This window comes from Flavobacterium xylosi (genome assembly GCF_042787345.1).
GTDB classification, from domain to species: Bacteria; Bacteroidota; Bacteroidia; order Flavobacteriales; family Flavobacteriaceae; genus Flavobacterium; species Flavobacterium xylosi.
This window is the reverse complement of record NZ_JBHZPZ010000006.1, coordinates 35,926-61,458: the sequence shown is the minus strand read 5'-3', so window position 1 is coordinate 61,458 and position 25,533 is coordinate 35,926. Positions and strand designations below refer to the sequence as shown.

The 25,533-nt window shown below is 33.1% G+C and carries 21 protein-coding genes and 2 tRNA genes; 12 read left to right on the top strand and 11 right to left on the bottom strand.

The window, feature by feature from the left end:
• Positions 1–164: 164 nt before the first annotated feature.
• Positions 165–2,141, bottom strand: coding sequence for an alpha-ketoacid dehydrogenase subunit alpha/beta (locus tag ACFX5E_RS06630; RefSeq protein ID WP_379854404.1), 1,977 nt, complete (start codon positions 2,139–2,141; stop codon positions 165–167).
• A 166-nt stretch (positions 2,142–2,307) separates the two neighbouring features.
• On the opposite strand from ACFX5E_RS06630, the gene ACFX5E_RS06625 reads away from it, so the two are divergent.
• The 8 genes from ACFX5E_RS06625 to ACFX5E_RS06590 all read left to right on the top strand — a co-directional run bounded on the left by ACFX5E_RS06625 (position 2,308) and on the right by ACFX5E_RS06590 (position 8,001).
• Positions 2,308–3,258, top strand: coding sequence for an isopenicillin N synthase family dioxygenase (locus tag ACFX5E_RS06625; protein WP_379854403.1), 951 nt, complete (start codon positions 2,308–2,310; stop codon positions 3,256–3,258).
• A 149-nt stretch (positions 3,259–3,407) separates the two neighbouring features.
• Positions 3,408–3,737: a translation initiation factor gene (locus ACFX5E_RS06620; RefSeq protein ID WP_379854402.1), complete on the top strand. Its 330-nt coding sequence runs from the start codon at positions 3,408–3,410 to the stop codon at positions 3,735–3,737.
• Between the two features lie 111 nt (positions 3,738–3,848).
• Positions 3,849–4,718 carry a nucleoside phosphorylase gene (locus ACFX5E_RS06615; RefSeq protein ID WP_379854401.1) on the top strand — a complete coding sequence of 290 codons (870 nt, stop codon included), beginning with the start codon at positions 3,849–3,851 and terminating at the stop codon, positions 4,716–4,718.
• Between the two features lie 129 nt (positions 4,719–4,847).
• Entirely contained in the window at positions 4,848–5,225 is a 378-nt protein-coding gene (locus ACFX5E_RS06610; RefSeq protein ID WP_379854400.1) for a VOC family protein, read from the top strand.
• The gene (locus ACFX5E_RS06605; protein ID WP_379854399.1) at positions 5,226–5,669 is read left to right on the top strand and encodes a DinB family protein; all 444 of its coding nucleotides are present in this window, start codon (positions 5,226–5,228) and stop codon (positions 5,667–5,669) included.
• Positions 5,669–6,196, top strand: a complete 528-nt coding sequence (locus ACFX5E_RS06600) for a GNAT family N-acetyltransferase (RefSeq protein WP_379854398.1) — start codon at positions 5,669–5,671, stop codon at positions 6,194–6,196. The genes ACFX5E_RS06605 and ACFX5E_RS06600 overlap by 1 nt, the downstream gene beginning before the upstream one ends.
• Positions 6,196–7,047, top strand: coding sequence for a substrate-binding domain-containing protein (locus tag ACFX5E_RS06595; RefSeq protein WP_379854397.1), 852 nt, complete (start codon positions 6,196–6,198; stop codon positions 7,045–7,047). Before ACFX5E_RS06600 ends, ACFX5E_RS06595 begins: the two co-directional genes overlap by 1 nt.
• Before the next feature lie 21 nt (positions 7,048–7,068).
• Positions 7,069–8,001 (top strand): transglutaminase, encoded by a 933-nt coding sequence (locus ACFX5E_RS06590; protein ID WP_379854396.1) that lies wholly within the window; start codon positions 7,069–7,071, stop codon positions 7,999–8,001.
• On the opposite strand, the gene ACFX5E_RS06585 is transcribed toward ACFX5E_RS06590, so the two are convergent.
• From ACFX5E_RS06585 to ACFX5E_RS06560, 6 genes are all read right to left on the bottom strand, one after another.
• Positions 7,998–9,002, bottom strand: coding sequence for an LLM class flavin-dependent oxidoreductase (locus ACFX5E_RS06585; protein WP_379854395.1), 1,005 nt, complete (start codon positions 9,000–9,002; stop codon positions 7,998–8,000). The genes ACFX5E_RS06590 and ACFX5E_RS06585 overlap by 4 nt on opposite strands.
• A 266-nt stretch (positions 9,003–9,268) precedes the next feature.
• Positions 9,269–10,570, bottom strand: coding sequence for a TolC family protein (locus ACFX5E_RS06580; protein ID WP_379854394.1), 1,302 nt, complete (start codon positions 10,568–10,570; stop codon positions 9,269–9,271).
• Positions 10,563–12,980 carry an ABC transporter permease gene (locus ACFX5E_RS06575; protein ID WP_379854393.1) on the bottom strand — a complete coding sequence of 806 codons (2,418 nt, stop codon included), beginning with the start codon at positions 12,978–12,980 and terminating at the stop codon, positions 10,563–10,565. The genes ACFX5E_RS06580 and ACFX5E_RS06575 overlap by 8 nt, the downstream gene beginning before the upstream one ends.
• A 44-nt stretch (positions 12,981–13,024) precedes the next feature.
• Positions 13,025–15,466 (bottom strand): ABC transporter permease, encoded by a 2,442-nt coding sequence (locus ACFX5E_RS06570; RefSeq protein ID WP_379854392.1) that lies wholly within the window; start codon positions 15,464–15,466, stop codon positions 13,025–13,027.
• Between the two features lie 112 nt (positions 15,467–15,578).
• Positions 15,579–16,280, bottom strand: coding sequence for an ABC transporter ATP-binding protein (locus ACFX5E_RS06565; protein WP_379854391.1), 702 nt, complete (start codon positions 16,278–16,280; stop codon positions 15,579–15,581).
• Between the two features lie 57 nt (positions 16,281–16,337).
• Positions 16,338–17,576 carry an efflux RND transporter periplasmic adaptor subunit gene (locus ACFX5E_RS06560; RefSeq protein ID WP_379854390.1) on the bottom strand — a complete coding sequence of 413 codons (1,239 nt, stop codon included), beginning with the start codon at positions 17,574–17,576 and terminating at the stop codon, positions 16,338–16,340.
• Between the two features lie 181 nt (positions 17,577–17,757).
• Here ACFX5E_RS06560 and ACFX5E_RS06555 point away from each other — a divergent pair, with 181 nt between their 5' ends.
• Positions 17,758–19,101: a sigma-54-dependent transcriptional regulator gene (locus ACFX5E_RS06555; protein WP_379854389.1), complete on the top strand. Its 1,344-nt coding sequence runs from the start codon at positions 17,758–17,760 to the stop codon at positions 19,099–19,101.
• A gap of 1 nt (position 19,102) precedes the next feature.
• Positions 19,103–20,437, top strand: coding sequence for a sensor histidine kinase (locus ACFX5E_RS06550; protein WP_379854388.1), 1,335 nt, complete (start codon positions 19,103–19,105; stop codon positions 20,435–20,437).
• 162 nt (positions 20,438–20,599) lie between these two features.
• Here ACFX5E_RS06550 and ACFX5E_RS06545 read toward each other — a convergent pair.
• The 3 genes from ACFX5E_RS06545 to ACFX5E_RS06535 form a co-directional block, all read right to left on the bottom strand.
• Positions 20,600–20,671, bottom strand: a tRNA-Lys gene (locus ACFX5E_RS06545).
• Positions 20,666–20,917: a GIY-YIG nuclease family protein gene (locus ACFX5E_RS06540; RefSeq protein ID WP_379854387.1), complete on the bottom strand. Its 252-nt coding sequence runs from the start codon at positions 20,915–20,917 to the stop codon at positions 20,666–20,668. The genes ACFX5E_RS06545 and ACFX5E_RS06540 overlap by 6 nt, the downstream gene beginning before the upstream one ends.
• Before the next feature lie 50 nt (positions 20,918–20,967).
• Positions 20,968–21,042: transfer RNA gene (locus tag ACFX5E_RS06535), tRNA-Val, on the bottom strand.
• Between the two features lie 216 nt (positions 21,043–21,258).
• On the opposite strand from ACFX5E_RS06535, the gene ACFX5E_RS06530 reads away from it, so the two are divergent.
• On the top strand, positions 21,259–23,046 hold the full coding sequence (locus tag ACFX5E_RS06530) for an ABC transporter ATP-binding protein (protein WP_379854386.1): 1,788 nt from the start codon (positions 21,259–21,261) through the stop codon (positions 23,044–23,046).
• Positions 23,047–23,165: 119 nt separating this feature from the next.
• Here ACFX5E_RS06530 and ACFX5E_RS06525 read toward each other — a convergent pair whose 3' ends face one another.
• Positions 23,166–24,335 (bottom strand): proline dehydrogenase family protein, encoded by a 1,170-nt coding sequence (locus ACFX5E_RS06525; protein WP_379854385.1) that lies wholly within the window; start codon positions 24,333–24,335, stop codon positions 23,166–23,168.
• 92 nt (positions 24,336–24,427) lie between these two features.
• Between ACFX5E_RS06525 and aroB the strand changes: the two genes are divergently transcribed.
• Entirely contained in the window at positions 24,428–25,495 is a 1,068-nt protein-coding gene (aroB, locus tag ACFX5E_RS06520; protein ID WP_379854384.1) for a 3-dehydroquinate synthase, read from the top strand.
• Positions 25,496–25,533: the final 38 nt, after the last annotated feature.

Genomic DNA, 25,533 nt, shown 5'->3' with positions numbered 1-25,533 from the left:
TAAAATTATGAACGGATTCTTCAAAACAATACTAGCAGGTTACGGCGCCAAAAAACTAGGCGGCGGTTGCTTTGGGACAATTATACTATTTATAATTATCTATTGGATATTAGGTTATTTTTAGAATTAATACTCGAAAAATAACCCAATTACAAGTTCAAATATTAGTATTCTAACAATTCTTGTAAAGCGATTTCAAATCTTGCTTTCGGCAAATATTGATCTTCCAAGGCTTTTGCAAACGGAATTGGGCTGTCTAAACTTGCCACACGCTTAACTGGCGCATCAAGATATTTAAAGCAATTTTCCATAATCAGAGCCGAAATGTCGCTGGCAATTCCTCCAAACATACTGTCTTCCTGATAAATAATCACTCTTCCTGTTTTCTTCACCGATGCAAAAATAGCTTCGGTATCTAATGGCTGTAAGGTTCTCAAATCTAATAAATCTGCAGAAATTGTTGGGTTTTTAGCCAAAGTATCTAATGACCAATGCACTGCAGCTCCAAACGAAATAATAGTAACATCAGTTCCTTCTTTCAATAAAGCGGCTTTTCCTAATGGAATGGTATAATAGTCTTTTGGAACATCTTGGTATACACTTCTATACAATTGTTTGTGTTCAAAAAACATTACAGGATTTGGATCGTTTATGGAAGCGTTTAATAAACCTTTGGCATCGTATGGAAATGCCGGATAAACTACTTTTAAACCTGGTGTTTTAGTAAACCAGGCTTCATTAGTCTGAGAGTGAAAAGGTCCTGCTTGTGTTCCGCCACCGCAAGGCATTCGGACCACAACATCAGCATTTTCAAGCCAACGATAATGTGATTTGGCCAATAAATTAACAATTGGATTGAATCCTGTGGAAACAAAATCAGCAAATTGCATTTCTACAATCGCTTTGTATCCATTTATAGACAAACCCATTCCTGCCGAAACCACTGCACTCTCGCAAATAGGTGTATTAATAACTCGTTCTTTACCAAATTGAGCTACAAAACCATCGGTTATTTTGAAAGCACCACCATATTCGGCAATATCCTGACCCATTATCACAGAGTTTGGATGTCGTTCCATCGATTCACGCAAACTGTTTGAAATAGCATCTATAAAACGAATATTCTCTTTTTCTTCAGATGGGTTAACTAACTCAAATTGATAGGGTTTATAAACGTCATTTAATTCTTCACTGTAATAATATTCAATTTCAGGTTCTGCATTGGCAAGAGCCAAACTCTCATCAATTTCCTTCTTGATTTCACTTCTTAAAGCCGAATCAAACTCATCTGAAAGTATTCCGTTTTCAGCCAGAAATTTTCTATAATTATCAACAGGATCTTTTATCGCCCATAGGTCCATTAATTCTTGAGGAACATATTTTGTACCACTCGCCTCTTCGTGTCCACGCATTCTAAAAGTTTTAAATTCTAATAAAACAGGGCGTGGCTTTTCAATCATGGAAGCTTTCAATTCAGATAATAAATTAAACACTTCAAGAATATTATTACCGTCTATAATATGACTTTCTATTCCGTAACCAATCCCTTTGTCAGCAAGGTTTTCACAACGATATTGCTCATTTGTAGGAGTTGATAATCCATAACCATTATTTTCTATAACAAACATCACCGGCAGTTCCCAAACCGAAGCAATATTCAATGCTTCATGAAAATCACCCTCGCTTGTCGCGCCTTCACCAGTAAAGACAGCTGTTATTTTACCGTTTTTTTTGAGTTTATTGGCTAAAGCAATTCCGTCAGCCACACCCAATTGCGGGCCAAGATGAGAAATCATTCCAATGATCTTGTATTGTTGGGTGCCAAAGTGAAAACTTCGATCACGTCCCTTTGTAAAACCATTCGCCTTACCTTGCCACTGCGAAAAAAGACGATACAAAGGAATATTTCTCCCTGTGAAAACGCCAAGATTTCTGTGCATTGGCAGTATGTATTCATCCGTATCTAAAACTGCCGTAACTCCAACAGAAATTGCCTCTTGACCAATGCCAGAAAACCATTTAGATACCTTTCCCTGACGAATAAGTATCAACATTTTTTCTTCTATTAATCTTGGCTTCAGTATTCGTTTATATAAATCTAATAATTGATCGTTGGTAAGATTTTTTCTGTCAAAGGTCATTTTCTCTGTTTTTAATGTGGTTCAAAGATAAAAAAATATAACAGTTTTGGTATAATTTGTTATATTTTTTTATTTTAATACTAACTTTAAAATTTATGAATTAAAATTATTCTATATCTTTGTCTTTGCAAGATTTAAACCTTGCTATTTATAAAAATATTTAAGTATGCAAAACATTCCTAGTGTTGACTTGCGTGATTTCCTTTCGGACGACCCGAAACGTAAACAAAAATTTGTAAATGAAATCGGAAGTGCATTTGAAGATATTGGCTTCGTAGCACTCAAAGGGCATTTTTTAGGCGACCAACTTGTTGATGAATTGTACGGCGAAATTAGAAAATTTTTCGCTTTACCATTAGAAACAAAACACAACTATGAGATTCCTGGAATTGGCGGACAAAGAGGTTATGTTTCTTTTGGAACAGAACATGCCAAAGGCAGAAAAGAAGGAGATTTAAAAGAATTTTGGCATTTTGGACAATATGTATCCAAAGATTCAAAATACGCTTCTGAATATCCTGAAAATGTTGAAGTAAAAGAATTGCCTCGTTTTAATGTTGTAGGTAAAGAGGCGTATCAAATGCTGGAAAAAACAGGCGTTTACGTTCTGAGAGCTTTAGCAATTCACCTTGGTTTAGATGAATTTTATTTTGACCAATATGCCAAAGACGGAAATTCAATCTTACGACCAATTCATTATCCACCTATTACGGCAGAACCTGCAAATGCAATTCGTGCCGCAGCGCATGGAGATATCAATTTAATTACGTTATTGATGGGCGCTCAAGGGAAAGGTTTACAAGTGCAAAACCACGATGGAGAATGGATTGATGCAATTGCAGAACCGGATGAATTAGTAATTAATGTAGGTGATATGTTATCTCGCCACACGAACAATAGATTGAAATCTACCATACATCAAGTGGTAAATCCGCCTAGAGAATTATGGGGAACTTCACGTTATTCTATTCCGTTTTTTATGCATCCTGTGAGCGATATGAAATTGGATTGCTTGGAAAATTGCATTGATGCAGAACATCCAAAAAAATTCGAAGATATTACTGCAGGAGCTTATTTATACGAGCGTTTAGTAGATTTAGGGCTTATTAAAAAATAATTCTTAATTTATAGTTCAAGAAAGACATCGAGTTCGCTTGATGTCTTTTTGTTTTTTTACCATTAAGAAATTATGGTATATTAAGAGCCGTAAAAAACTTAATTTTCTTAACTTCTTAATGGTTTAATAAATCAAATTAATTTTAAAAAATGGACTTACAAGACCAATTAAAAAACCTTTTTCCGGATCACGAACCATTGCCTGAGGAGGCAGCTGAAGAAGTTGTTCACGAATTATACGTTCAAAAAGAACCCATGATTTGCAAATTCGAAAAACGCAAAGGAAAAGCCACCACTATAATTGAAGGGTACGAGGGTACTGACGAGGATTTTAAAATTTTGGCCAAAGAAATAAAAACAAAATTGTGTGTTGGTGGAACTTTTAAAGACGACTCCATCATCATTCAAGGCGATTATAGAGACAAAATCATGGTTATTTTAAAAGCCAAAGGTTTTAAAGTAAAACGTGTTGGAGGGTAATCCCCACCTAACCTCCCCGAAGGAGAGGAACCAAAAAGAAATAAAAAAATTCAATATAACTGGCTCCCTTTCCTTTGGAGAGGGCTGGGGAGAGGAAAAAATAATTTAACAATGATACAATCATCAGAATTAATATTAAATCCGGACGGTAGTGTTTACCATTTGAATTTAAAACCAGAACATATCGCAAATGACATCATCTTTGTAGGGGATCAAAATCGCGTGGAGAAAATCACACAATTTTTTGACAGTATTGAATTTTCGACACAAAAAAGAGAATTCAAAACGCAAACCGGAACTTTCAAAGGCAAAAGAATAACGGTGATGTCAACAGGAATTGGTCCTGATAATATTGATATTGTCATCAACGAACTGGATGCATTGGTTAATATCGATCTGGAAACCCGACAACCAAAAGAAAAGTTAACTTCATTGAACATCATCCGTATTGGAACTTCGGGTTCATTACAAGCAGATATTCCTGTGGATAGTTTTGTGATGTCAAAATTTGGTTTAGGATTAGACAATATGCTTCGCTCCTATCTGATTAATGAAGTTTCGAATATCGAAATGGAAGATGCTTTTGTAAAACACACCAATTGGGATTTAAGAAAAGGAAAACCATACGTGATTGCTTGTTCCGAAAAATTGGAAAAATTGATAGAAAGCGATAAAATGCACAAAGGAATCACAGCAACCGCCGGAGGTTTTTATGGTCCTCAAGGACGTGTTTTGCGATTGAATATTCAAGATGAAGATTTAAATTCAAAAATGGATAATTTCAAATTTGAAGACAATCGCATCACTAATCTGGAAATGGAAACTGCTGCTATTTATGGTCTTTCCGCACTTTTAGGACACAATGCATTGTCATTAAACGTTATAATTGCCAATCGTGCTTCGGGAACTTTTAGCGAAGATCCGTACAAAGCGGTTGATGAATTGATTGCTTATACGTTGAAGAAACTAGCATCTAATTAATTATTTAAGTAGTTTTTCTCGTTATTAGTTCCAAATGAAATTTCACTGAACTCCTATTAAAGTGAAGTAATCTTTTTCGGCAAAATGCTCAAAAAAGGATTTTCACTGTTGGGGAGCAAATCTTAAACTATGAAACTACGAATTGCCAGACATACCAACGATTTAGAAAAAATAAAATCTTTTTATATCGATATATTAGGATTAGAATTGCTGGGGACTTTCGATAATCACGATAATTACAATGGGGTTTTTATTGGAAAACCAAATTTAGATTGGCATTTAGAATTTACAAAATCAAATGATTTAGCCAACCATACTTTTGATGAAGACGATATTTTAGTATTTTACACTGAAACATTTTTAGAGCATAAAAAATTGATTAATAATTTATTAAATGGTTCTTTTTTAACAATAACTTCAAAGAATCCATATTGGAATGAAAACGGTAAAATGTTTCTTGATCCAGATGGTTATCGAATTGTTATTTCAGATTTAAAAATAAAATAAATGACGCAAGAAACAAACCGACTCACTCAACTATTAGAAGAAATGGAAAATTTATTTTCTACTCATTCTATTGTAGATTTTGACGTAAAACCTTTTGATTCTGCTTGGTCAAAAAAAGAAATTTTAGGGCATTTAATTGATTCTGCATTAAATAATATTCAACGATTTACTGAAATTCAATATAGTGAGAAACCTTATCAAGTAAGGAAATACAATCCTGACGAATTGGTTAAGGCAAATAATTACAAGTACAAAGATAATGGGGATTTATTCCAGCTTTGGCTTCACTTGAACAAACAGATTAGCTTTATTATGCATAATCAAACCCAAACTGCGCTGCAGTATTCCATTATCTTACCTGATGGACAACCGAAAGATTTAAGATTCCTGTTAATCGATTATATTGAACATTTGGAACATCATCTAAACCAAATAAAGAGCTAATGAATATTATTCTAGAAACCGAACGCCTTATTCTCAGAGAAATGCTGCCTTCAGATGCTGAAGCTTTATTTGAAATGGACAGTAATCCTAATGTACATCAATATCTTTGGAAAAAACCATTGACTTCTATCGACCAAGTATACAAATACATAGAAATGGTAAGAAATCAATATTTGGAAAACAATATTGGACGATTTGTTGTTGTTTTAAAAGAATCCAATGAATTAATCGGTTGGGCTGGAATAAAATACAATACTGAAATTGTAAATAATAAGATTCATTTTTATGATATTGGGTATCGCCTGAACGAAAAATTCTGGGGAAAAGGATACACCAGTGAAGCCAGCTTTGCTTGGCTGGATTATGGATTTAATGTAATGAAAATAAAAGTTATGGAAGCAGCAGCGCATACCGGTAATATTGCCTCAAACAGAATACTTCAAAAAATAGGAATGAGAATGACAGAACAATACTTGGAAGAAGGTGTTTCTTGGAATTGGTATGAATTAAAAAATCCTAAAGTATAATGAAAACAATAAAAATAGCGGGCGTTCCAGAACATTTCAACTTACCTTGGCACTTGTCAATAGAAAACGGAGATTTCGAAAAGGAAAACATCGATTTACTTTGGACTGAAGTTCCCGAAGGAACAGGGAAAATGTGCCAAATGCTTCGTGATGGCGAAACTGATATTGCCGTAATTCTAACCGAAGGAATTGTGAAAGATTTAGTTGCCGGGAATCCAAGTAAAATTGTTCAAATTTACGTCGAAAGTCCATTAATTTGGGGAATTCATGTCGCCGCAAATTCCAATTATAAAACAGTATCTGATTTAGAAAACAAGAAAGTGGCAATTTCCAGATTAGGTTCCGGTTCACAATTAATGGCATATGTCAATGCAGCCGACCAAGGATGGAAAACCGATGATTTAAAATTTGAAATCGTAAATACTATTGATGGAGCAGTCGAAGCTTTAACTAATGGAACTGCCGATTATTTTATGTGGGAACGTTTCATGACCAAGCCATTGGTCGATAAAGGAATCTTTAGACGAGTTGCTGATTGTCCCACTCCTTGGCCTTGTTTTGTAATTGCAGTCCGTGATGAAATTCTGGAAAATGAACCGGAAATGATTGCAAAAATCCTTAAAGTAATTAATAAAAAAACATCCGAATTTAAAGAAATTCCAAACATTGATGGAATTTTAGCTTCTAAGTATAATCAAAAAATAGAAGATATTCAAGAATGGCTATCTTTAACCGAATGGTCTAAAAAACCACTAACGGAGAAAATGTTAAACAATGTTCAAAATCAACTATTTCAGTTAAAAATTATAGATAAAAAAGTTACTTTTGATGAAATTGTAAAAGCATACTAGATTTTAGCTTTTATTGTTACTATGATAAAAATAAAAAATATTACTTTTCAAGGTATTAAACAAAAATTTCAGGTCAAAAAACCCTGGGACGATGTTATTATTTTTATTTTAAACATATTAATTGCTATTCCAGTATTTATTATTGTACATCAAAACTTAATAAATCCTAACTGGTTCTTTAATCTTGACAGAGTTATTTTGTTTATCCTAATTGTGGTAATTATTCAATTAATTCTACGCTTTTTGAGAACTATTATTCTGATTTGCATTGCCTTATATTTATTGGTCTTGTTCTACGGATCTGTGATAGGTAATTATGGTTTTAACAGTGTTTATGAAGATTACAATTCGATGATGTACACGATGTCAGACAACCCGTTTCCTCAGGATATAATCATAGCTAAATTACTACCCTTTCCCAACAAATCAAAAATCATAAATGCGATTGAATATCAGAATCCAAAAATCAGAAATTTTGCGATTATGGCTACTTCAAAATATTTCAAAGACATAAAAGGTTATTCTGATTATAGAACTATTATTCAATCTTTTGCTGTATTTAAAGAAATAAACCATAGATGGAATTATGTAAGTGACCCAAAAGAAGGAGATTATATTGCCTCGGCAACGGAATCATTACTTTATTTTTCAGGTGATTGCGACGATCATTCGATACTAATGGCAGCAAGCGTAAAGGCAATAGGAGGAACACCTAGATTGATTCATACAAAAGGACATATTTACCCAGAAATATTAATTGGTTCCAATATCGATTTAGAAAAGGTAAATTTTCTAATCAAGAATATTCTATTTGTAAATGAAAGCAATGGAAAACAGCTACATTATCACATAGACGAGCGAGGACAAGTTTGGCTAAACCTTGATTACACCGCTACTTATCCTGGAGGTCCCTTCTTATCCGAAGAAATATTGGGGGCTTTGACTTTAGATTAATTATTCTTTAAATTTCCGACGATTTCATAAGAATGAAGTCTTGCTGTATGTTCGAAAACAGCAGTTGCAATCATCAATTCATCTACTTTCGTTTTATCAAGAAATTGTTGCAGTTCTCTCTTTACTTTTTCCGGTCCTCCAATAAAGGTATACGCAATCATTTGTTGCAATGCAGCTTCCTCTATAGGATCCATAAAATCTTCATCAGGAGTAACGGGCGCTTTTAATTGTTGTCGATTTCCTGTGATAATGCCAAGAAATAATTTTTTGAAAGAAGTTGCTAATCGTGAAGCTTCTTCATCAGAATCAGCTGCAATCACGTTAACGCAAGCGATTACATAAGGTTCTTTAAGAAACTCCGAAGCTTGAAAATTATTACGGTAAATAGCTATAGCAATGTTCAGTTGTGCAGGGGCAAAATGACTTGCAAAAGCATAAGGCAAACCTAAAGCTGCAGCTAAATATGCACTGTCAGTACTGGAACCCAAAATCCATATCGGAATAGCTAATCCCTCTCCAGGAATAGAGCGAACACGACCATTTTTATTGGATGCAGACAAATACATTTGCAATTCCTGTACATTTTGAGGAAATTCCATTGCAGCGTGCTCATCTCGACGTAATGCCGCTGCGGTAAACTGATCCGTTCCAGGAGCGCGACCCAAACCTAAATCGATTCGGTTAGGAAAAAGTGTCGCAAGTGTTCCAAATTGTTCAGCAATTATTAATGGTGCATGATTGGGAAGCATAATACCCCCAGATCCGACTCTTAACGTGTGAGTTCCAGAAGCGATATGCCCAATCAGAATAGAAGTTGCGCTGCTGGCTATTCCTTCCATATTATGATGTTCAGCCAACCAAAATCGATTATAACCCCATTTTTCTGCATGTTGAGCGAGATCCAAACTGTTTTTAAACGTAACCGATGTTGTACCTCCTTCTCTAACTATTGCAAGATCAAGAACCGATATTTTTGTTTGTGACAAACTATTTTTATTCATTGGGAATCATTTACGATTTAACGGCAAAAATAAGGATTGTAACTTTGGTTTTGGTATAACCAAATAATAATACAAAGTTAAAATAACAATCACAATTGGTTTTTAATGATTCAGCCAGTACAAAAACTTACAAGATTCAACTAATGGATAAAAAGACTCCTCAAAATAATTGATAATTTTTGTGGCAATGGGAAAAAAGGAAAATTGTTTAGCCCTCTAAAATTAGATACTGATAAATATTTTTAAAGAATTCCAGTCTTTCTTTTTTATAAACGATCATTTCTCAACAGATTTATTTTCATATCAATATATTGCAATTGAAGATTGTTTTTTAACACATCATACTCAGCCGACAGCAATTGATTTTTTACTGCAGAATATAAAATAGTTTCTACTTTTCCACTGCTAAATTTAGCTTGAGTAGTGGCTAAAGAAGCTTTGGCAAACTTTTGTTTCTCTATCAATTTATGATGAAGCTGCAAATAATTTCTTTTGTTTTGTTCTTCCAATACGACTTGTTTGTCCAATTGTTGTTTTTCTTTTTCTATGGCGAATTTTGCCATATCACCTGCTATTTTTGATGCGCTGATTTTTTTGTTGTTTCTAAAGCCATTGAAAACAGGAACGCTCAATTGCATACCAACTTGTTGACTTTTATTGTCTTCTAATTGATTAAAAAAAGGATCTGTGTTGGCATTTGCTTGTTTAATATTTTTATAGTAAAAAGTGGAATACCCATAATAGGCTGACAATATGGGATAATTGCTGGCTCTTTCTAAACAAATCGACTTCAAACTGTTTTGATAATTGAGCTCGGCAAGTTTTATCTTAGGATTATACAACTCATTTTCAATATCCTTGGTTCGTTCCTTTAAATAAGGTTCTAATACAACTTCATCGATTGCCACATCCGTAACATTCATCAACTGGAATAGTTGTATTTTTTTAATAGCATACAATTGTTCGGTTTCTAAATTTCGGTTTTCTTCCTCCGAGAAACTCAATTGCATGTCATACAGATCGCTTTGTGGCTTACTGCCAATAGCGACTTCTTTTGTCACTCTGTCCAAGTTAAAAGCAGCTTGTTTGAGTTGTTCTTTTTGGATTTTCGATAATTCTTGCGTGTAAAGTGCCTGATAATAGCTTTCCAAAAGCTGCAGTTTATATTCGTTTTCTAAAACTTCTTTTTCGGCTTTGGCTTGTTCGATATTGATTTTATCTTTTTGAGCATTCGCAAATGCGCCGAAATCAATCAGATTCGTTCTGGCATTGAGATAAAAATTATCACTTTGAAAATTAGAACTTACCCTTGCATTAGTGGCTGGGTCAATCGTGGAACCTAAAATGTAGCCTTGTTGTCCATTTAAATTGATAGTTGGCAACATTCGATTTAAAACCGAATTTTGTGATCGCTCTGTTCTTTTTATTTCTAGCTGCCTAATTTTTATTTCGATCGTATTCTGCAAACCCGTTTCCATGCATTTTGTAAGCGACCAAGAATTTTCTTGACCGCTGGCAAAAGCACTAAAAATTAAAAATAAAAGTGTTATCACTGTTTCTTTATTCATATTTTAAATATTTCAAAACATCTGTTTTTGTTGCTTGATAGGCTCTTGACAAAACAATGATTAATGTTAAAACCAATAGTATAATAAAACCAAAAAGGAATGGAAACAAGGTCATTTCAATTCTAAAAGCAAAATTCTCTAACCACATATTCAACAAATAATAAGTAGGAAACAAAGCAATTAAAAAACCAATGATGCAATACAAAATATATTGTTTAGACAATTCTTTCAGTAGCACATTCGTTTCTGCACCAAGGGTTTTACGGATGGCTATTTCTTTCATGCTACTTTGTATCGAATACGAAGCCAAAGCAAACAAACCAAAAAGAGCAATGCCAATCACCACAAAATTTAGCAATGAAAATAGGTTCTTTTGTTTTACATAAGATTCATATGTTCTTGCATATTGTTTGTCTACAAAATCATATTTAAATGGGTAGTCAGTATCAACCGTTGCCCATAATTTGTCAATGTCAGCAATCGTATTTTCAATATTATCCGATTTTAGTTTTACGAAAACCTTATTGATGTTTTGAGCAATATCTACGGTTTTAAGATGATAGAAATACATTCCTGACACCATTACTTCAGGACTTAATAAATTAAAATCTTTAACAACTCCTATGATTTTTAACTTTCGTTCTTTAACAATAATTTCTTGTCCAATTGGCTCTTTCATACTCATTAATTTTTGGGCTGTTTCATTAATTAGTACAGAAGTAATGGTGTCTGTAGCGTATTTTTTATCAAGTCCCCTACCTTTTATGACTTTAATTTTCATCATTTCGAGCAAATCGTAATCTACCGCAATTGTTCGTCCTTTAAAAAGCTCTTCTTTATACAATACTCCACCTAATGAATCGTCTGAACCATCGAATGAAACCAGACCTGTAGAAGATTGTTCAACTCCTTTTATTTTAGCCAATTCTTGTTTAATAGTACTGTATTTGTTGTAAATATTTTGTCCAACCTTTTTCACTTCATAATCGGAATTAGGAAAATTCAAATTTATTTCAATCACTTGATCTCCTTTAAAGCCTAAATCTTTATTAGTTAGATAATCGATTTGCTGATACACAATATAAGAACCAACAATAAAGAAAGTAGCCACCATAAACTGGAAAATCAACATTCCGTTACGCAACCAGGTTCCGTTTTTACTTCTTCCAAAATTGCCTTTAAGAACTTTTAAAGTTTCGAAATTAGCAACATAAACGGCTGGAAGTATTCCTGCCACCAAAACTGTAATACTGAAAATCAGAATTAATTGCATATAAAACTGACTGCCAATTATTCGTAAACTCTTATTTAAAAATTCGTTGTAATACGGCAAAGTCAACTCAACAATAACCAATGCTAGTAAAATCGAAAACAAACTTATTAGAGCAGTTTCAAAAATAAATTGAATAACAATAGTACTTTTTGAAGCACCCACAACTTTACGAACACCAATTTCTTTAGCACGTTTAACTGCATTAGCTGTAGCCAAATTGATATAATTTACAATCGAAAGAATGAGTATTAAAACAGATAACCCGACCATAATCAACAAAAACTGATAATTCCCTCTGCCTTCAGGATATCCATCTGCAATAGAATGTAATCTCGCTTCTGAAAGTGGCTCTATAACTACATTAAAATAACCTATTTTCTTAGCCATTTCCTCGGGAGTAAACCCCTCCAGCTTAGCTATTCTTTCAATGAAATCGCCATTATACATTCTTTCCAAGCTCTTTCGAGTATTCTCAATTTTTGACGGATCTTTAACTTTTAAAAGTAATTTAAGGACAAAAGGAGATGTCGTATTCCCACTCGTCCATTCTTTCATTTTATTCATCACGACATCTGGAGCAATTGAGGAATTCCCTGGAATATTATACACAGCGCGTACCACAAACATTTGATCCAAACATTTTATTTGTTTTCCAATTGGATTTTCGTTACCAAAAACTCGTTTAGCAATATCATCTGAAATAGCAGCACTTGAATCATCTTTTAATGCCGAAACAGCATCTCCCTTAATAATTTCGAATGGAAATAGCGAAAAGAAATCAGCTTCAACATTGATAATTTTATCAACTATTTCTTTCTTGCCTTTGTAGATAATTTTATCCTTTTGATACCAACTGTCAGCATAAACGATCTTTTCTACATTAGCATCTTTATCTAAAATAGGTTTTAGGAATAAAGCACAATCTGAAAAAACGGGCATTCCTGTTAACTCTACTAAAACCTGATGCACATTGTCTTTTTCGGGATTCCAGGCGTCATAACTTTGTTCGTCGTTCCAATATAGTAAAGCGAAAATTAAGCCTGCAATTCCTATTGCTAGTCCGAAAACATTGAGAAATGAAAACAGTTTGTTTTGCTTTAAATGATAGATGAATATTTTTATATAGTTTAATAACATTATTTAGGTTTTGGTTAGTTATAAAAGGGTATAAATCTTTTTAATTATTCGTATTTTAAATATTTTAAAACATCCATTCTGGTTACTTGAAAAGCTTTTGCCAAAACAACAATTAATGTTAAAAACAGTAAAGACAGAAAAGCAATTGCAAAAGGAAGAATTTGAATTGTAATTCGGTATGCAAAATTTTCGAGCCATTTTTCTAATAATAAGTAGGCTGGAACAACGCCAATGACAAAACCTGCTGCACAAAAAACTATATATTGCTTTGATAATTCTTTGAGTAAAACATTGGTTTCGGCACCCAAGGTTTTTCGAATAGCGATTTCTCGTAATCTTCGCTCCATAGAGAAAGAAGCCAAAGCGAACAAACCGAAAATGGCAATAAGAACAACCACCACATTAAGGATTGAAAATAGATTTTTTTGTTTTACATATTCCTTAAAAGATCGTGCGTATTTTTTATCTACAAACTCATACGAGAACGGATATTCGGTATCAACTTTAGTCTTCCAAAATTGTTCAATATCGCTCATCGTTTCTTCAATATTTTCTCCCTTTACTTTTACAAAAATTGAATTTACACCTTGCAACATCAATGGCATTGTCTTTAGATGCGTAAACACCATTGGTGCGTTTTTTTGTTGAGGTCCTCTTAAATTGAAGTCTTTGACAACGCTGATTATTTTGAATTTCTCACCATCACGAGAAACAATTTCTTTTCCTACTGGCTGTTTGATTCCTAATATTTTTACAGCTGTTTCATTAACCATTACATTATTGATGGTGTCTGAAGCGAATTGAGAATTGAAATACCTTCCTTCACTTAATTTGATATTCATCATTTCCATCATTCCAAAATCAACAGCCATGTTTAGCCCTTGAATGCGAGCGTTTTGAAAAACATAATCGCTTGAAGAACGTGCACCATTTCCAAAAGAGAAATTTGCAGTAGCCACTTGATTAACGCCTTTCATTCTGCTCAATCTATCTTTTGTTGCCAAATAGTTCTTAAAAAAATCGTTCTTATAACTTGCCTCAGATTGTTTGTCAAATTTTTTCAGAAAATCAATTTCAATAACTTGATCACCCTTAAAGCCAAGGTTTTTATTGGTTAAGTAATTTACCTGTTGGTAGACAATCGTTGTGCCGATAATAAAAAAAACAGCTATAGCAAATTGAAAAACCAACATACTGTTGCGCAACCAAATTCCAGTCTTACTTCTGTTAAAATTCCCTTTTAAGACTTTTTGTGCTTCAAAACTTGAAATATATAGCGCTGGGAAAAATCCTCCTAATAAAACCACTGTTCCGAAAATAAATAACAATTGTAAATAGAATTGACTACCATAAATTTTCAAATCTTTGTCTAAAAGTTCATTATAATAAGGCAATGAAATCTCGACAATTACTAATGCGAAAAGAATAGAAAGGAGAACAATTACTAGTGTTTCCGAGATAAATTGAAATGTGATATTCCTTTTACTTGCACCCAGTACTTTGCGCACTCCTACCTCTTTTGCTCTCTTAATAGCACTGGCAGTAGCTAAATTTATATAATTAATAATGGAAAGAATCATTATTAAAATAGACAATCCTGCCATTATGATTAAATATTGATAATTTCCCACTCCTTCTGGATATCCCCAACCTCCTACTAATGAAGAATTGAGACGAGCCTCTTTAAGTGGTTCTAGATTTATAGCAACTATCCCATTTTCTTTTATTTGCTGTTGTAAACTAATATTGGCTTCTTTAGCTTCGGGTTTAATAACATTATCAATAAAAAGTTGCTCAATTTTTCGTTCTACTAACTCTTTTTTAGAATTATCCTTAAGTTTTATAAGTAAACAAAAATTAAAAGTCTCCCATTGGTCTAAACTCTGTGTTATAACTTTTTTAAAGTTATCTGTCATCACAACATCAGGAGCAAAAGAGCTTTTCATTTCATTTTTATAAACACCACTAACGGTATAAAAGTTTTCTCCAAATTTTATTTGCTTACCTATTGGGTTTTCTTTGTTAAAAAAAGTATTATAAATTTTCTCAGAAATAGCAATAGAAGAATCATCTTTTAAAGCATTTTTAGCATTTCCGAAAATAAAAGGAAAGGGGAAATAATCGAAAAATTTGTTTTGAGTATTAAATGCCTTCGCTATTTTTTGTTTTCTCCCATTATAGCTAAACAAATCTGAATCATACCAATTATAGCTGTAATTGTAACTTGCTACATTGGGATCATTTTTCAAATATTGTCCTATGGGAGCAACTGTATAAGGCCATTTATTGTTGTTCAAAGTATTTATAACCATATAAACGTTATCCTTTTCAGGATTCCATTTATCATAACTATGTTCGTCATTCCAATATAAAATGGCGAAAATCACGCCTGCAATACCAATGCTCAAACCCAAAACGTTGAGAAAAGAAAACAATTTATTTTGCTTTAAATGATAGAGAAATATTTTTATCCAATTGAGAATCATAACTTTTTGATTGATTTAATTTTGATTGATGAAGTTTAAGTGGTTTACAAAAGTATTTTGCAAAGCAACTTAAAAATGATTGTGATAATTGATATGAGAATAATTATCATTTTTATACTTTAAAAACATCAACATTTCTTTGATTTACCTTTTCAGAAATGACAACTCCATCTTTCATCAAAATTGTTTTTTGGGAAAAAGACGCATCGTACTCAGAATGTGTAACCATCAGGATCGTTGCTCCGTTGGAATGTAGATCAGTGAGCAATTCCATAACTTCATTTCCATTTTTGCTGTCTAGATTTCCTGTAGGTTCATCGGCAAGGATGATTTTCGGATCGTTAATTAAAGCTCTTGCCACGGCCACACGTTGTTGCTGCCCTCCGGAAAGTTGCTGCGGAAAATGTTTCAATCGGTGAGAAATTCCTAGTTTATCAGCTATTGCTTCTACTTTTTTCTTTCTGTCAGATGATGGAACTTTATTGTAAATCAACGGCAATTCAATATTGTCATAAACTGATAATTCATCTATTAGGTTGAAATTCTGAAAAATAAAGCCAATATTTTCTTTTCTTGCTTTCGATTTTTCTTTCTCTTTCAGCCCAAACATTTCCTGATTGAGTAACTGATAACTTCCGCTTGAAGCACTATCCAGCAATCCTACAATATTTAATAAAGTGGATTTTCCGCTTCCCGAAGGGCCCATGATGGATACAAAATCACCTTGATTAATGGTTAGTGAAACTTCACTCAATGCCATAGTTTCTACTTCTTCTGTTCTAAATACTTTTGAAAGATTTTTAATTGTGATCATACTATTCGTTTTTTGATTGATGCTATTTTTATCTGAATTAATTATTCACTACTTTTTTTATTCTAAATTCAAAACTTCGACTTCTTTATAGTCTTTATAAGAGGAAGTGATCACTTTTTCACCTGCTTTCAATCCGCCGAGTACTTCATAATATAATGGATTTTCTCGACCCAATTTGATTGTTTTTCTCTCTGCTTTGTTGCCATTGACTACAAAAATCCATTTTCCACTAGTTTCTTCGTTAAAGCTTCCTTTGGAAAGTACTACCGTCTTGGTTTTTTCTGACAGGTTTAATTTTACGCCAAAACTCAATCCTTGTTTTAAATCTAATTTTTCAGATGAAACAAAATCCAATTCTACTTGAAACCTTCCATTTTTTATTTCAGGAATCACTTTGGTTATTAGAACTTCGATGGATTTATTTTCAAAATCTACTGTTCCTTTTTGTTGCTCTGCAATTTTATCCAAATAAAATTCATCGATATCAGCTATCAATTTATAGCCTTTTCTGTCATCAATAGAACCAATACTTGTATTTTGTACATAGGTTTTCCCTAGTATAGGTTCAAAGGAAGAAAGTCTTCCAGAAATTGGTGCTGTAATAAGGAAATTCTTTTTATTCAATCTCAAAATATTCAAACTTTTATTCATGAAACCAATGGATTGATTCAATTGTCCAATCTGGACTTGATTTGCTAATTTTTCTTTTTTGACACTTTTTTTGATGATATTCATGCGCTCTTTTTGAAAACGATAATTTTCTTGGGTCTTTTCCCATTCATTTTTTGAAAGTATTTCTTTGTCAAAAAGTTTTTGGTTCAATTCAAATAAGTTTTTAGCATCAAGATAATCGTGTTCAATAGCAATCAAGTCTTTTTCTAAATTAAGCTCCTGATTTCTCAAATCGAGTTTGCCCTTATTCAAATTATTAATTTGTTCGATAATGGCCGTTTCTTGTTGCATGTACGCCAGTTCTGCATTAGGATTATATAAGCGCGCTAACGGTTGTCCTTTTACGACCATGTCTCCGTTTTCTACAAATATTTCCTGAACGGCTCCCCCTTCAATGATATTAATTAACATTGAATTTAAAGGAACGGCTTTTGCCTGAAAAGACATAAAATCTTCAAATAAATTATTTTCAACGGTCTTAATCGTAATTTCAACTTTTTTTACGTTCAAACTTCTTTTTTTGGTAGCAGAAGTAAAGACAAAATACCCGAAGAGTAAGATAATTGGCAAAGCAATTAAAAGATACTTATTTTTGTTAGTTTTACGTACGATTTTGGTGTCCATTGTTTATTTTTTGTATAGTCTATTAGGATAATCGTACCCGAAAATTAAAAACTGTAATAATCTTATTATTAGGTTTTTAATTATAATAAAATTTACACGGTGTCCATAATTGAACACTATTTGTCCGAAACCGAACAATGATTCCATTTTCTGAATAAAAAAATACAGATATTACGTTAGAATGAAAAAGACCAACGCCTCCATATTAGTCATAGACGACCAAGAAGACATTCTTTTTGCTTCCAAAATGCTCCTTAAAAAGCATTTTGAAAATATTTACACGCTCAATAACCCTAAAAATTTAGTTGAATTATTATCCCAAAACAACATTGATGCCGTTTTGCTCGATATGAATTACAGAATAGGATTTGAGGACGGCAGAGAAGGTTTGTATTTATTAAAAGAAATAAAAACGCTTTCGCCAAAAACTGTCGTTATTTTGATGACCGCTTTTGGTAAAGTAGAAACGGCTGTAGAAGGTTTAAAAGCTGGTGCTTTTGATTATATTTTGAAACCTTGGGAAAATGAAAAATTACTTAGCGTTGTGAAACAAGCCGTCGATAAAAGCCGGAAAGAGCAAAAGAAATCAAATAATATCGAGAGTGCAGATGTTTTTTTTGTTGGTAATTCAGATGTTATTAAAAAAGCCTATTCTCTGGCCGATAAAGTGGCCAAAACAGATGCCAATGTTTTAATCCTTGGCGAAAACGGAACCGGTAAATATGTTTTGTCACACCATATTTATCGCCAATCAGAACGGAAAAATAATCCTTTTGTTCACGTTGATTTGGGCTCGTTGAATTCCAATATTTTTGAAAGTGAGTTATTTGGCTATGCCAAGGGCGCTTTTACAGATGCGAAAGTTGATACGCCAGGACGTTTTGAAATGGCTCAAAACGGCACTATTTTTTTGGATGAAATAGGAAACGTCCCATTGCATTTACAATCTAAACTGTTGCAGGTTATTCAAACCAAAATGGTAACCCGATTAGGAGAATCAAAAGCAAGGCCATTAAATATTCGCATAATTACAGCTACCAATATGAATCTAAAACAAGAAGTTACGGATAAAAATTTCCGTGAAGATTTATATTATCGGATCAATACTATGGAAATTGTATTACCTCCATTGCGAGAACGAATTGAAGATAAAATTCCTTTGGCGCATTATCTTTTGCAAAAAATGATCACAAAATATGGACGGGACGAAATTATTTTTTACGAAAAAGCTTTGGAACAAATAGCAAATCACGCTTGGAATGGAAATATCCGAGAAATGGAGAACCGAATAGAACGTGCCGTCATTCTTTGCGAGAACAATCATATTACCGTTTCGGACTTGGATTTGGAGCAAATAACAACTTACGAAGAAAACCAAGACGATATTCAACTTTCGGCTGTCGAAAAAACAGCCATCGAAAAAATATTGTTCAAGAACAACAACAATATCAGTAAAACCGCTGAGGAATTGGGATTGTCCAGAGGATCATTATACCGACGTTTAGAAAAATATAATATCAACTAATATGTTTAAATCCTTGAAAACCTACCAACTCCTTTTTCTTCGATTGATTCTTATTCTTTCTATTGCTGGAATTTCCATCTTTCTTTTTCAAAAAGAATTGATTTTTACAGCTATATTTGGTCTTTTTACAGTTTTCTTACTTATCGTAGAAATGTATTTTTACATTAAAAATGCCTTTCTGCTGTACGACAGAACAATCGTTTCCATTTTGCAAAATGATTTCACCTCGGATTTTTCCAAACATAAATCGTATCAAAATTATTCTAACTTATTCAAGTTGTACGAAACGCTGAAAGGTAAAGAAAACGAGCAGGTTTCAAAAGATATTGTGTATCGTTCTATTCTAAATACTATCGAAACGGGAATTATTATTCTGCAAAAAGATAGAAACGACTGGAATATTTTTTTGATGAATGATTATTTTTCCAAGCATTTTGATGTACCAAAAGTTTCCAAATGGAAATACTTAAAAAATCAGTTGCCTTCTCTATGTGAAATTATTGAACAGCGGGATTTTCAAGAAATTAAAACGTCATTAGAAATACGTGTTAATCAGCAAGACACACAAACTTTTGTGATACAGACTTCCAGAAGTGAAATTTACAATCAGGATTATTTTATTGTTTCACTAGATTCGATTCAAAGTGTAATTGAGAAAAAAGAGAAAGAAGCCTGGAGCAATTTGATGAAAGTAATCTCGCATGAACTCTTGAATTCGATAACTCCAATTCGCTCACTTTCTCAGAATTTACAAGACTTGGTGCAACAGGAAACCATTTCGGCAGAAGATTTAGACGATATGAAAAGTAGTGTGACCACGATGTTGAGGAGAAGTGATCACTTGCAGCAATTTGTAGAAAGTTATCGAAAACTGGCCATGTTGCCTTCTCCCAAAAAACAAATAATGGAACTGTCAAAATTGATTGACAACAGCTGTCAAATTATGAATCCATTGTTTAAAAAGGAACACATAGAAGTCATAAATACTATTGCTTTTGACCGCAGACTTAATATTGACCCACAGCAGATAGAGCAAGTATTTATTAATCTTTTAACGAATTGCATTTACGCATTATCTAATTCAGAAAAAAAACAAATTATCATATCGGCAGAAGTCAAAGAAAACAGAATTTTTATCATGATTTCTGATAATGGGAAAGGAATTGAAAAAGAAATAGAAAACAAAATATTCTTGCCCTTCTTCACCACCCGAAAAGAAGGAGCCGGAATTGGTTTGACGCTGTCCAAAAGCATTGTTGAGGCTCATGGCGGCTACTTGGCATATAGAAATGATGAAGGAATGACTACTTTTGTGATGTGTTTGATTGATCCCTAACTAATATTTATGCTAAATTTTATCGCTCCACAGGTTTTGGGATTGATCCAGTAAAACCAATATAATATCTATTTTTAATTTCACTAAAAAGTATATAAACTATGTATTCCATAAAGTATAAGGCATAAAAAAACTCCATCATTTCTAATGGAGTTTATCTTGTGGGCGATGAGGGGTTCGAACCCCCGACCACTTCCGATAAAATCGGAATGCTATGAACCAGTTGAGCTAATCCTTTTTTGAAATTAATTCCTGAATTTTAATTCTACTTTTCCAAGATTTAATTTGTAATTCTCTTTGCTGAGCCTGTTCTTTTATTTCATACTTTTCGGTATAAACAACTTTCCAATCATTTACGTTACCAGTGAAACCTTTGCTCTTTTGATTGTGACGAATAATCCGCTCTTCTAAATTAGAAGTAAAACCAATATAATATCTATTTTTAATTTCACTAAAAAGTATATAAACTATGTATTCCATAAAGTATAAGGCATAAAAAAACTCCATCATTTCTAATGGAGTTTATCTTGTGGGCGATGAGGGGTTCGAACCCCCGACCCCCTCGGTGTAAACGAGGTGCTCTGAACCAGCTGAGCTAATCGCCCTATTTTTGCAGTTTGACAACTTTCGATGCCGTTATTGCGTGTGCAAATATACATCTAGAAATCGTATTTACAAGTAAATTCTAAAAATAAATTAATAAAATTTTCATTAAATCTTCTTTGGTACTCTTTAACAGCATTTTAAATAAAGGATGAAACCGAATGATTTTTTTGTATTGACTTCTTATAGTCTTACATTTGCGATATAAATAATAAAACATGGCAAGATTCAAAGAAAACGATTTACCAAAGTCAAAAATTACTGCAAGTTCGCTCAATAAAGCGACAATTATTTTTCAATATGCAGGAAATCATCGTTGGAAATTTTATGTTGGTTTAGTTTTTCTATTATTTACCGGTGCAACTGCTTTAGCTTTCCCTAAATTAATGGGAATGCTTATCGATTGTGTAAAAAACAAAGACAATTCTCAGGCGAATACTATCGCTTTGGGTTTGCTAGTTATTTTATTTTTCCAATCTATTTTCTCCTTTTTCAGACTGTCGTTATTTGTCAATTTCACGGAACATACTTTAGCAAATCTAAGATTAGCACTCTATAGTAATCTAGTAAAGTTGCCCATGTCGTTCTTTTCACAAAAACGTGTTGGTGAATTGAACAGTAGAATTAGTTCTGATATAACCCAAATACAAGACACCTTAACGTCAACAATTGCCGAATTCTTAAGACAATTCATTCTAATTATCGGGGGCGTTCTTTTATTGGCTAACGAAAGTATAAAATTAACGTTATTGATGTTATCAGTAGTGCCGCTTGTTGCTATTGCTGCAGTTATTTTTGGTCGATTTATTCGAAAATATTCAAAAAACGTTCAAGATAAAGTTGCTGAAAGCCAGGTTATTGTTGAAGAAACTATGCAAGGAATTACTATTGTTAAAGCTTTCGCCAATGAATGGTATGAAATTGCCCGCTATAACGGAAAAATAAAAGAGGTAGTTAAAATAGCTATTAAAGGAGGGAAATATAGAGGTTACTTCGCCTCATTTATCATTTTTTGTCTTTTTGGAGCCATTGTTGCCGTGGTTTGGTACGGTGTTCGTTTAAGCATCAGTGGAGAAATGAGTGTGGGCCAACTAATTTCATTTGTTTTATACTCCACTTTTGTGGGAGCTTCTTTTGGAGGAATTGCGGAACTTTATGCCCAAATCCAAAAAGCGATTGGCGCAACAGAACGTGTTTTTGAATTATTGGATGAAACTCCTGAAAAAATTAATTCGGTTCAAAACACTGCTGAAAACAAAAAAATAAAAGGGAATGTCACGTTCAAAAATGTAGCTTTCAGTTATCATTCGAGAAAAGAAATCAAAGTATTGAAAGACGTCAGTTTTACCGCTAATTTTGGTCAAAAAATAGCGATTGTAGGACCAAGTGGAACCGGAAAATCGACTATTGCTTCCTTATTATTACGTTTTTATAATATTGAAGAAGGAGAAATATTGGTTGATGGGAAAAATATTTATGATTATGATTTAGAAAAGCTTCGCGGGAACATGAGTATCGTTCCGCAAGATGTAATTTTATTTGGAGGAACCATTAGAGAAAATATTGCCTACGGAAAACCAAACGCCACCGAAGAAGAAATTATTTTAGCGGCGAAACAAGCCAATGCTTATAATTTTATTGAAAGTTTTCCCGAAAAATTTGAAACAATTGTAGGTGAACGAGGAATTAAATTGTCTGGTGGGCAAAGACAGCGTATTGCTATTGCAAGAGCATTGTTAAAAAACCCAAGCATTTTGATTCTGGATGAAGCCACATCATCATTAGACAGCGAAAGTGAAAAACTAGTTCAGGAAGCATTAGAAATTTTAATGCAAGGAAGAACCAGTATTATTATTGCTCACCGTCTTTCCACTATTAGAAGTGCAGATCAAATTTTAGTTTTGGATAAAGGAAGAATCACAGAGCAAGGAACACATCAGGAATTAATTGCTTTAGAAAATGGAATGTATAAAAATTTAAGTAATCTGCAGTTTAGCAATTCGTAGTATTCGTTATCAATTTGACGTAAAAAAACTCCATTCTGTAAACTGAATGGAGTTTTTTATGAAAATTTTTATAGATTCTAATATAATTGAATACTAAAAACTGATCACTGATCACTATCCTATTTCCCTTTTCTTCTTTTTCTTTCCGCTTTAATCATAGACAACTCACGACTGGTTTGCCCCGCTACAGATGTATTTTCTTCGGCACGACGAATCAAATATGGCATAACATCTTTGACAGGACCAAAAGGTAAATACTTAGCCACATTATAACCGTGAGCGGCTAAATTATAACTGATATTATCACTCATCCCGTATAATTGACCAAACCAAACTCGATCGTCGTTGGTTTTAATGCCTTTCTCTTGCATTAATTCCATTAGCGTATAAGTACTTGACTCATTATGTGTTCCTGCAAAAATAGCCATGGTATCAATATTATCAACCATATAGCGAACAGCAGTATCATAATTTTCATCTGTATCTTCCTTTGATGGACAAAGCGGCGATATATATCCCTTCTCGTTAGCTCTTACAATTTCTTTTTCCATATAAGCGCCGCGAACCAATTTCAATCCTATAAAGAATCCTTCTTTTTTAGCCTGTTCGTGCAATTTTTTCAAATAATCCAAACGATCCCAACGGTACATTTGTAATGTATTAAAAACAATGGCTTTTTCTTTATTGTATTTACGCATCATGTCCGTCACTAAATCATCAGCTGCATCTTGCATCCAACTTTCTTCACCATCAATAAGAAGAGCTACATTTTTAGAATGGGCATCTTTACAAACTAAGTCAAAACGTGCTACTACTCTATTCCATTCCGCTTGTTCTTCGGTTGTTAAGGTTTGTTTTTCTCCTAATTTTTCATACAATTCAAAACGTCCAAAACCAGTTGGTTTAAAAACTGCAAAGGGAATTGCTTTGCGTTCTTTGGCAAATTCTATGGTTTTCAAAGTCATTTCGAGGGCAGCATCAAACTGATCTTCTTCTTCTTTTCCTTCTACAGAATAATCCAATACCGAAGAAACGCCTTTAGTATACATTTTATCCACGACAGAAAGACAGTCCACTTCATTTACTCCTCCGCAAAAATGATCAAAAACAGTAGCACGAATCAAACCTTCAACTGGAAGATTTGCTTTTAAAGCAAAATTGGTAACAGCAGTCCCTATTCGAACCAAAGGTTGATTGTCAATCATTTTAAAAAGAAAATAAGCTCTGTCAAGCTCGGTATCACTTTTTAATGCAAAGGCAACTTGTGTATTATCAAATATTTTTTCCATTATTTGTTGAATTTTTGTACAAATATAGAGAGAGTTTTCAATATTATTTAGCAAAAATTACCTTATTTTGCGCTTTCAATTAATCAACAAAGATGCAAACAATTCAAGCCAACAATTACCCAATCTATTTCAATGAAAAAGGATATGAAGCACTTAACCTTTATCTAAAAGAAAATAAGTATTCGAATCTATTTATTATTGTAGATAGTAATACCAATGAGTTTTGTTTGCCAAATTTTCTGCCCTTTTTAGAAACAGAACTTACTATTGAAATCGTTGAATTCGAAGCAGGTGAACAAAATAAAAACATTGAAACTTGTGTCCAAATTTGGAATGTACTTACTGAACTTGGTTCCGACAGAAAAAGCCTTGTTATTAATTTAGGTGGTGGAGTTGTAACGGACCTCGGTGGCTTTGTTGCTTCAACATTCAAGAGAGGAGTTGACTTTATTCACATCCCCACCACTCTACTTTCTATGGTTGATGCTTCGGTAGGCGGAAAAAATGGAGTTGATTTAGGGAATTTAAAAAATCAAATTGGCGTTATCAATGTGCCTAAAATGGTGCTTATAGATACGCAATATCTAGAAACTTTACCGCAAAACGAAATGCGTTCCGGACTTGCTGAAATGCTGAAACACGGATTGATATATGATAAAGCGTATTGGGAGCAATTTTTGGATTTAAAAGCTATCGATTTTGCTGATTTTGATGAATTAATTTATCGTTCAGTTGAAATAAAAAATGAAATTGTTAAGCAAGATCCTACTGAAAAAAACATTCGTAAATCGCTGAATTTTGGTCATACTTTGGGTCATGCTATAGAAAGTTATTTTCTGGAAAATGAAAACAAGACTACTTTATTACACGGCGAAGCGATAGCTGCTGGAATGATATTGGAAAGTTATATCTCACTGCATAAAAAACTAATCAAGCAGGAGGAATATATTCAAATAAAATCTACCATAAAGAGTATTTATGAAGACATCCTATTTGATGAAAATGACATAGAACCAATTCTGGAACTACTGATTCATGACAAAAAAAATGAATATGGCACCATTCAATTTGCATTAATTGAAGGAATAGGGAAAATCAAAATTAATCAATCTGTTGAAAATGAATTAATTCTTCAAGCCTTCCAAGATTATAAATCATAATTATATTTTTAATAAAAAGGATTGCATTGCGTATATAA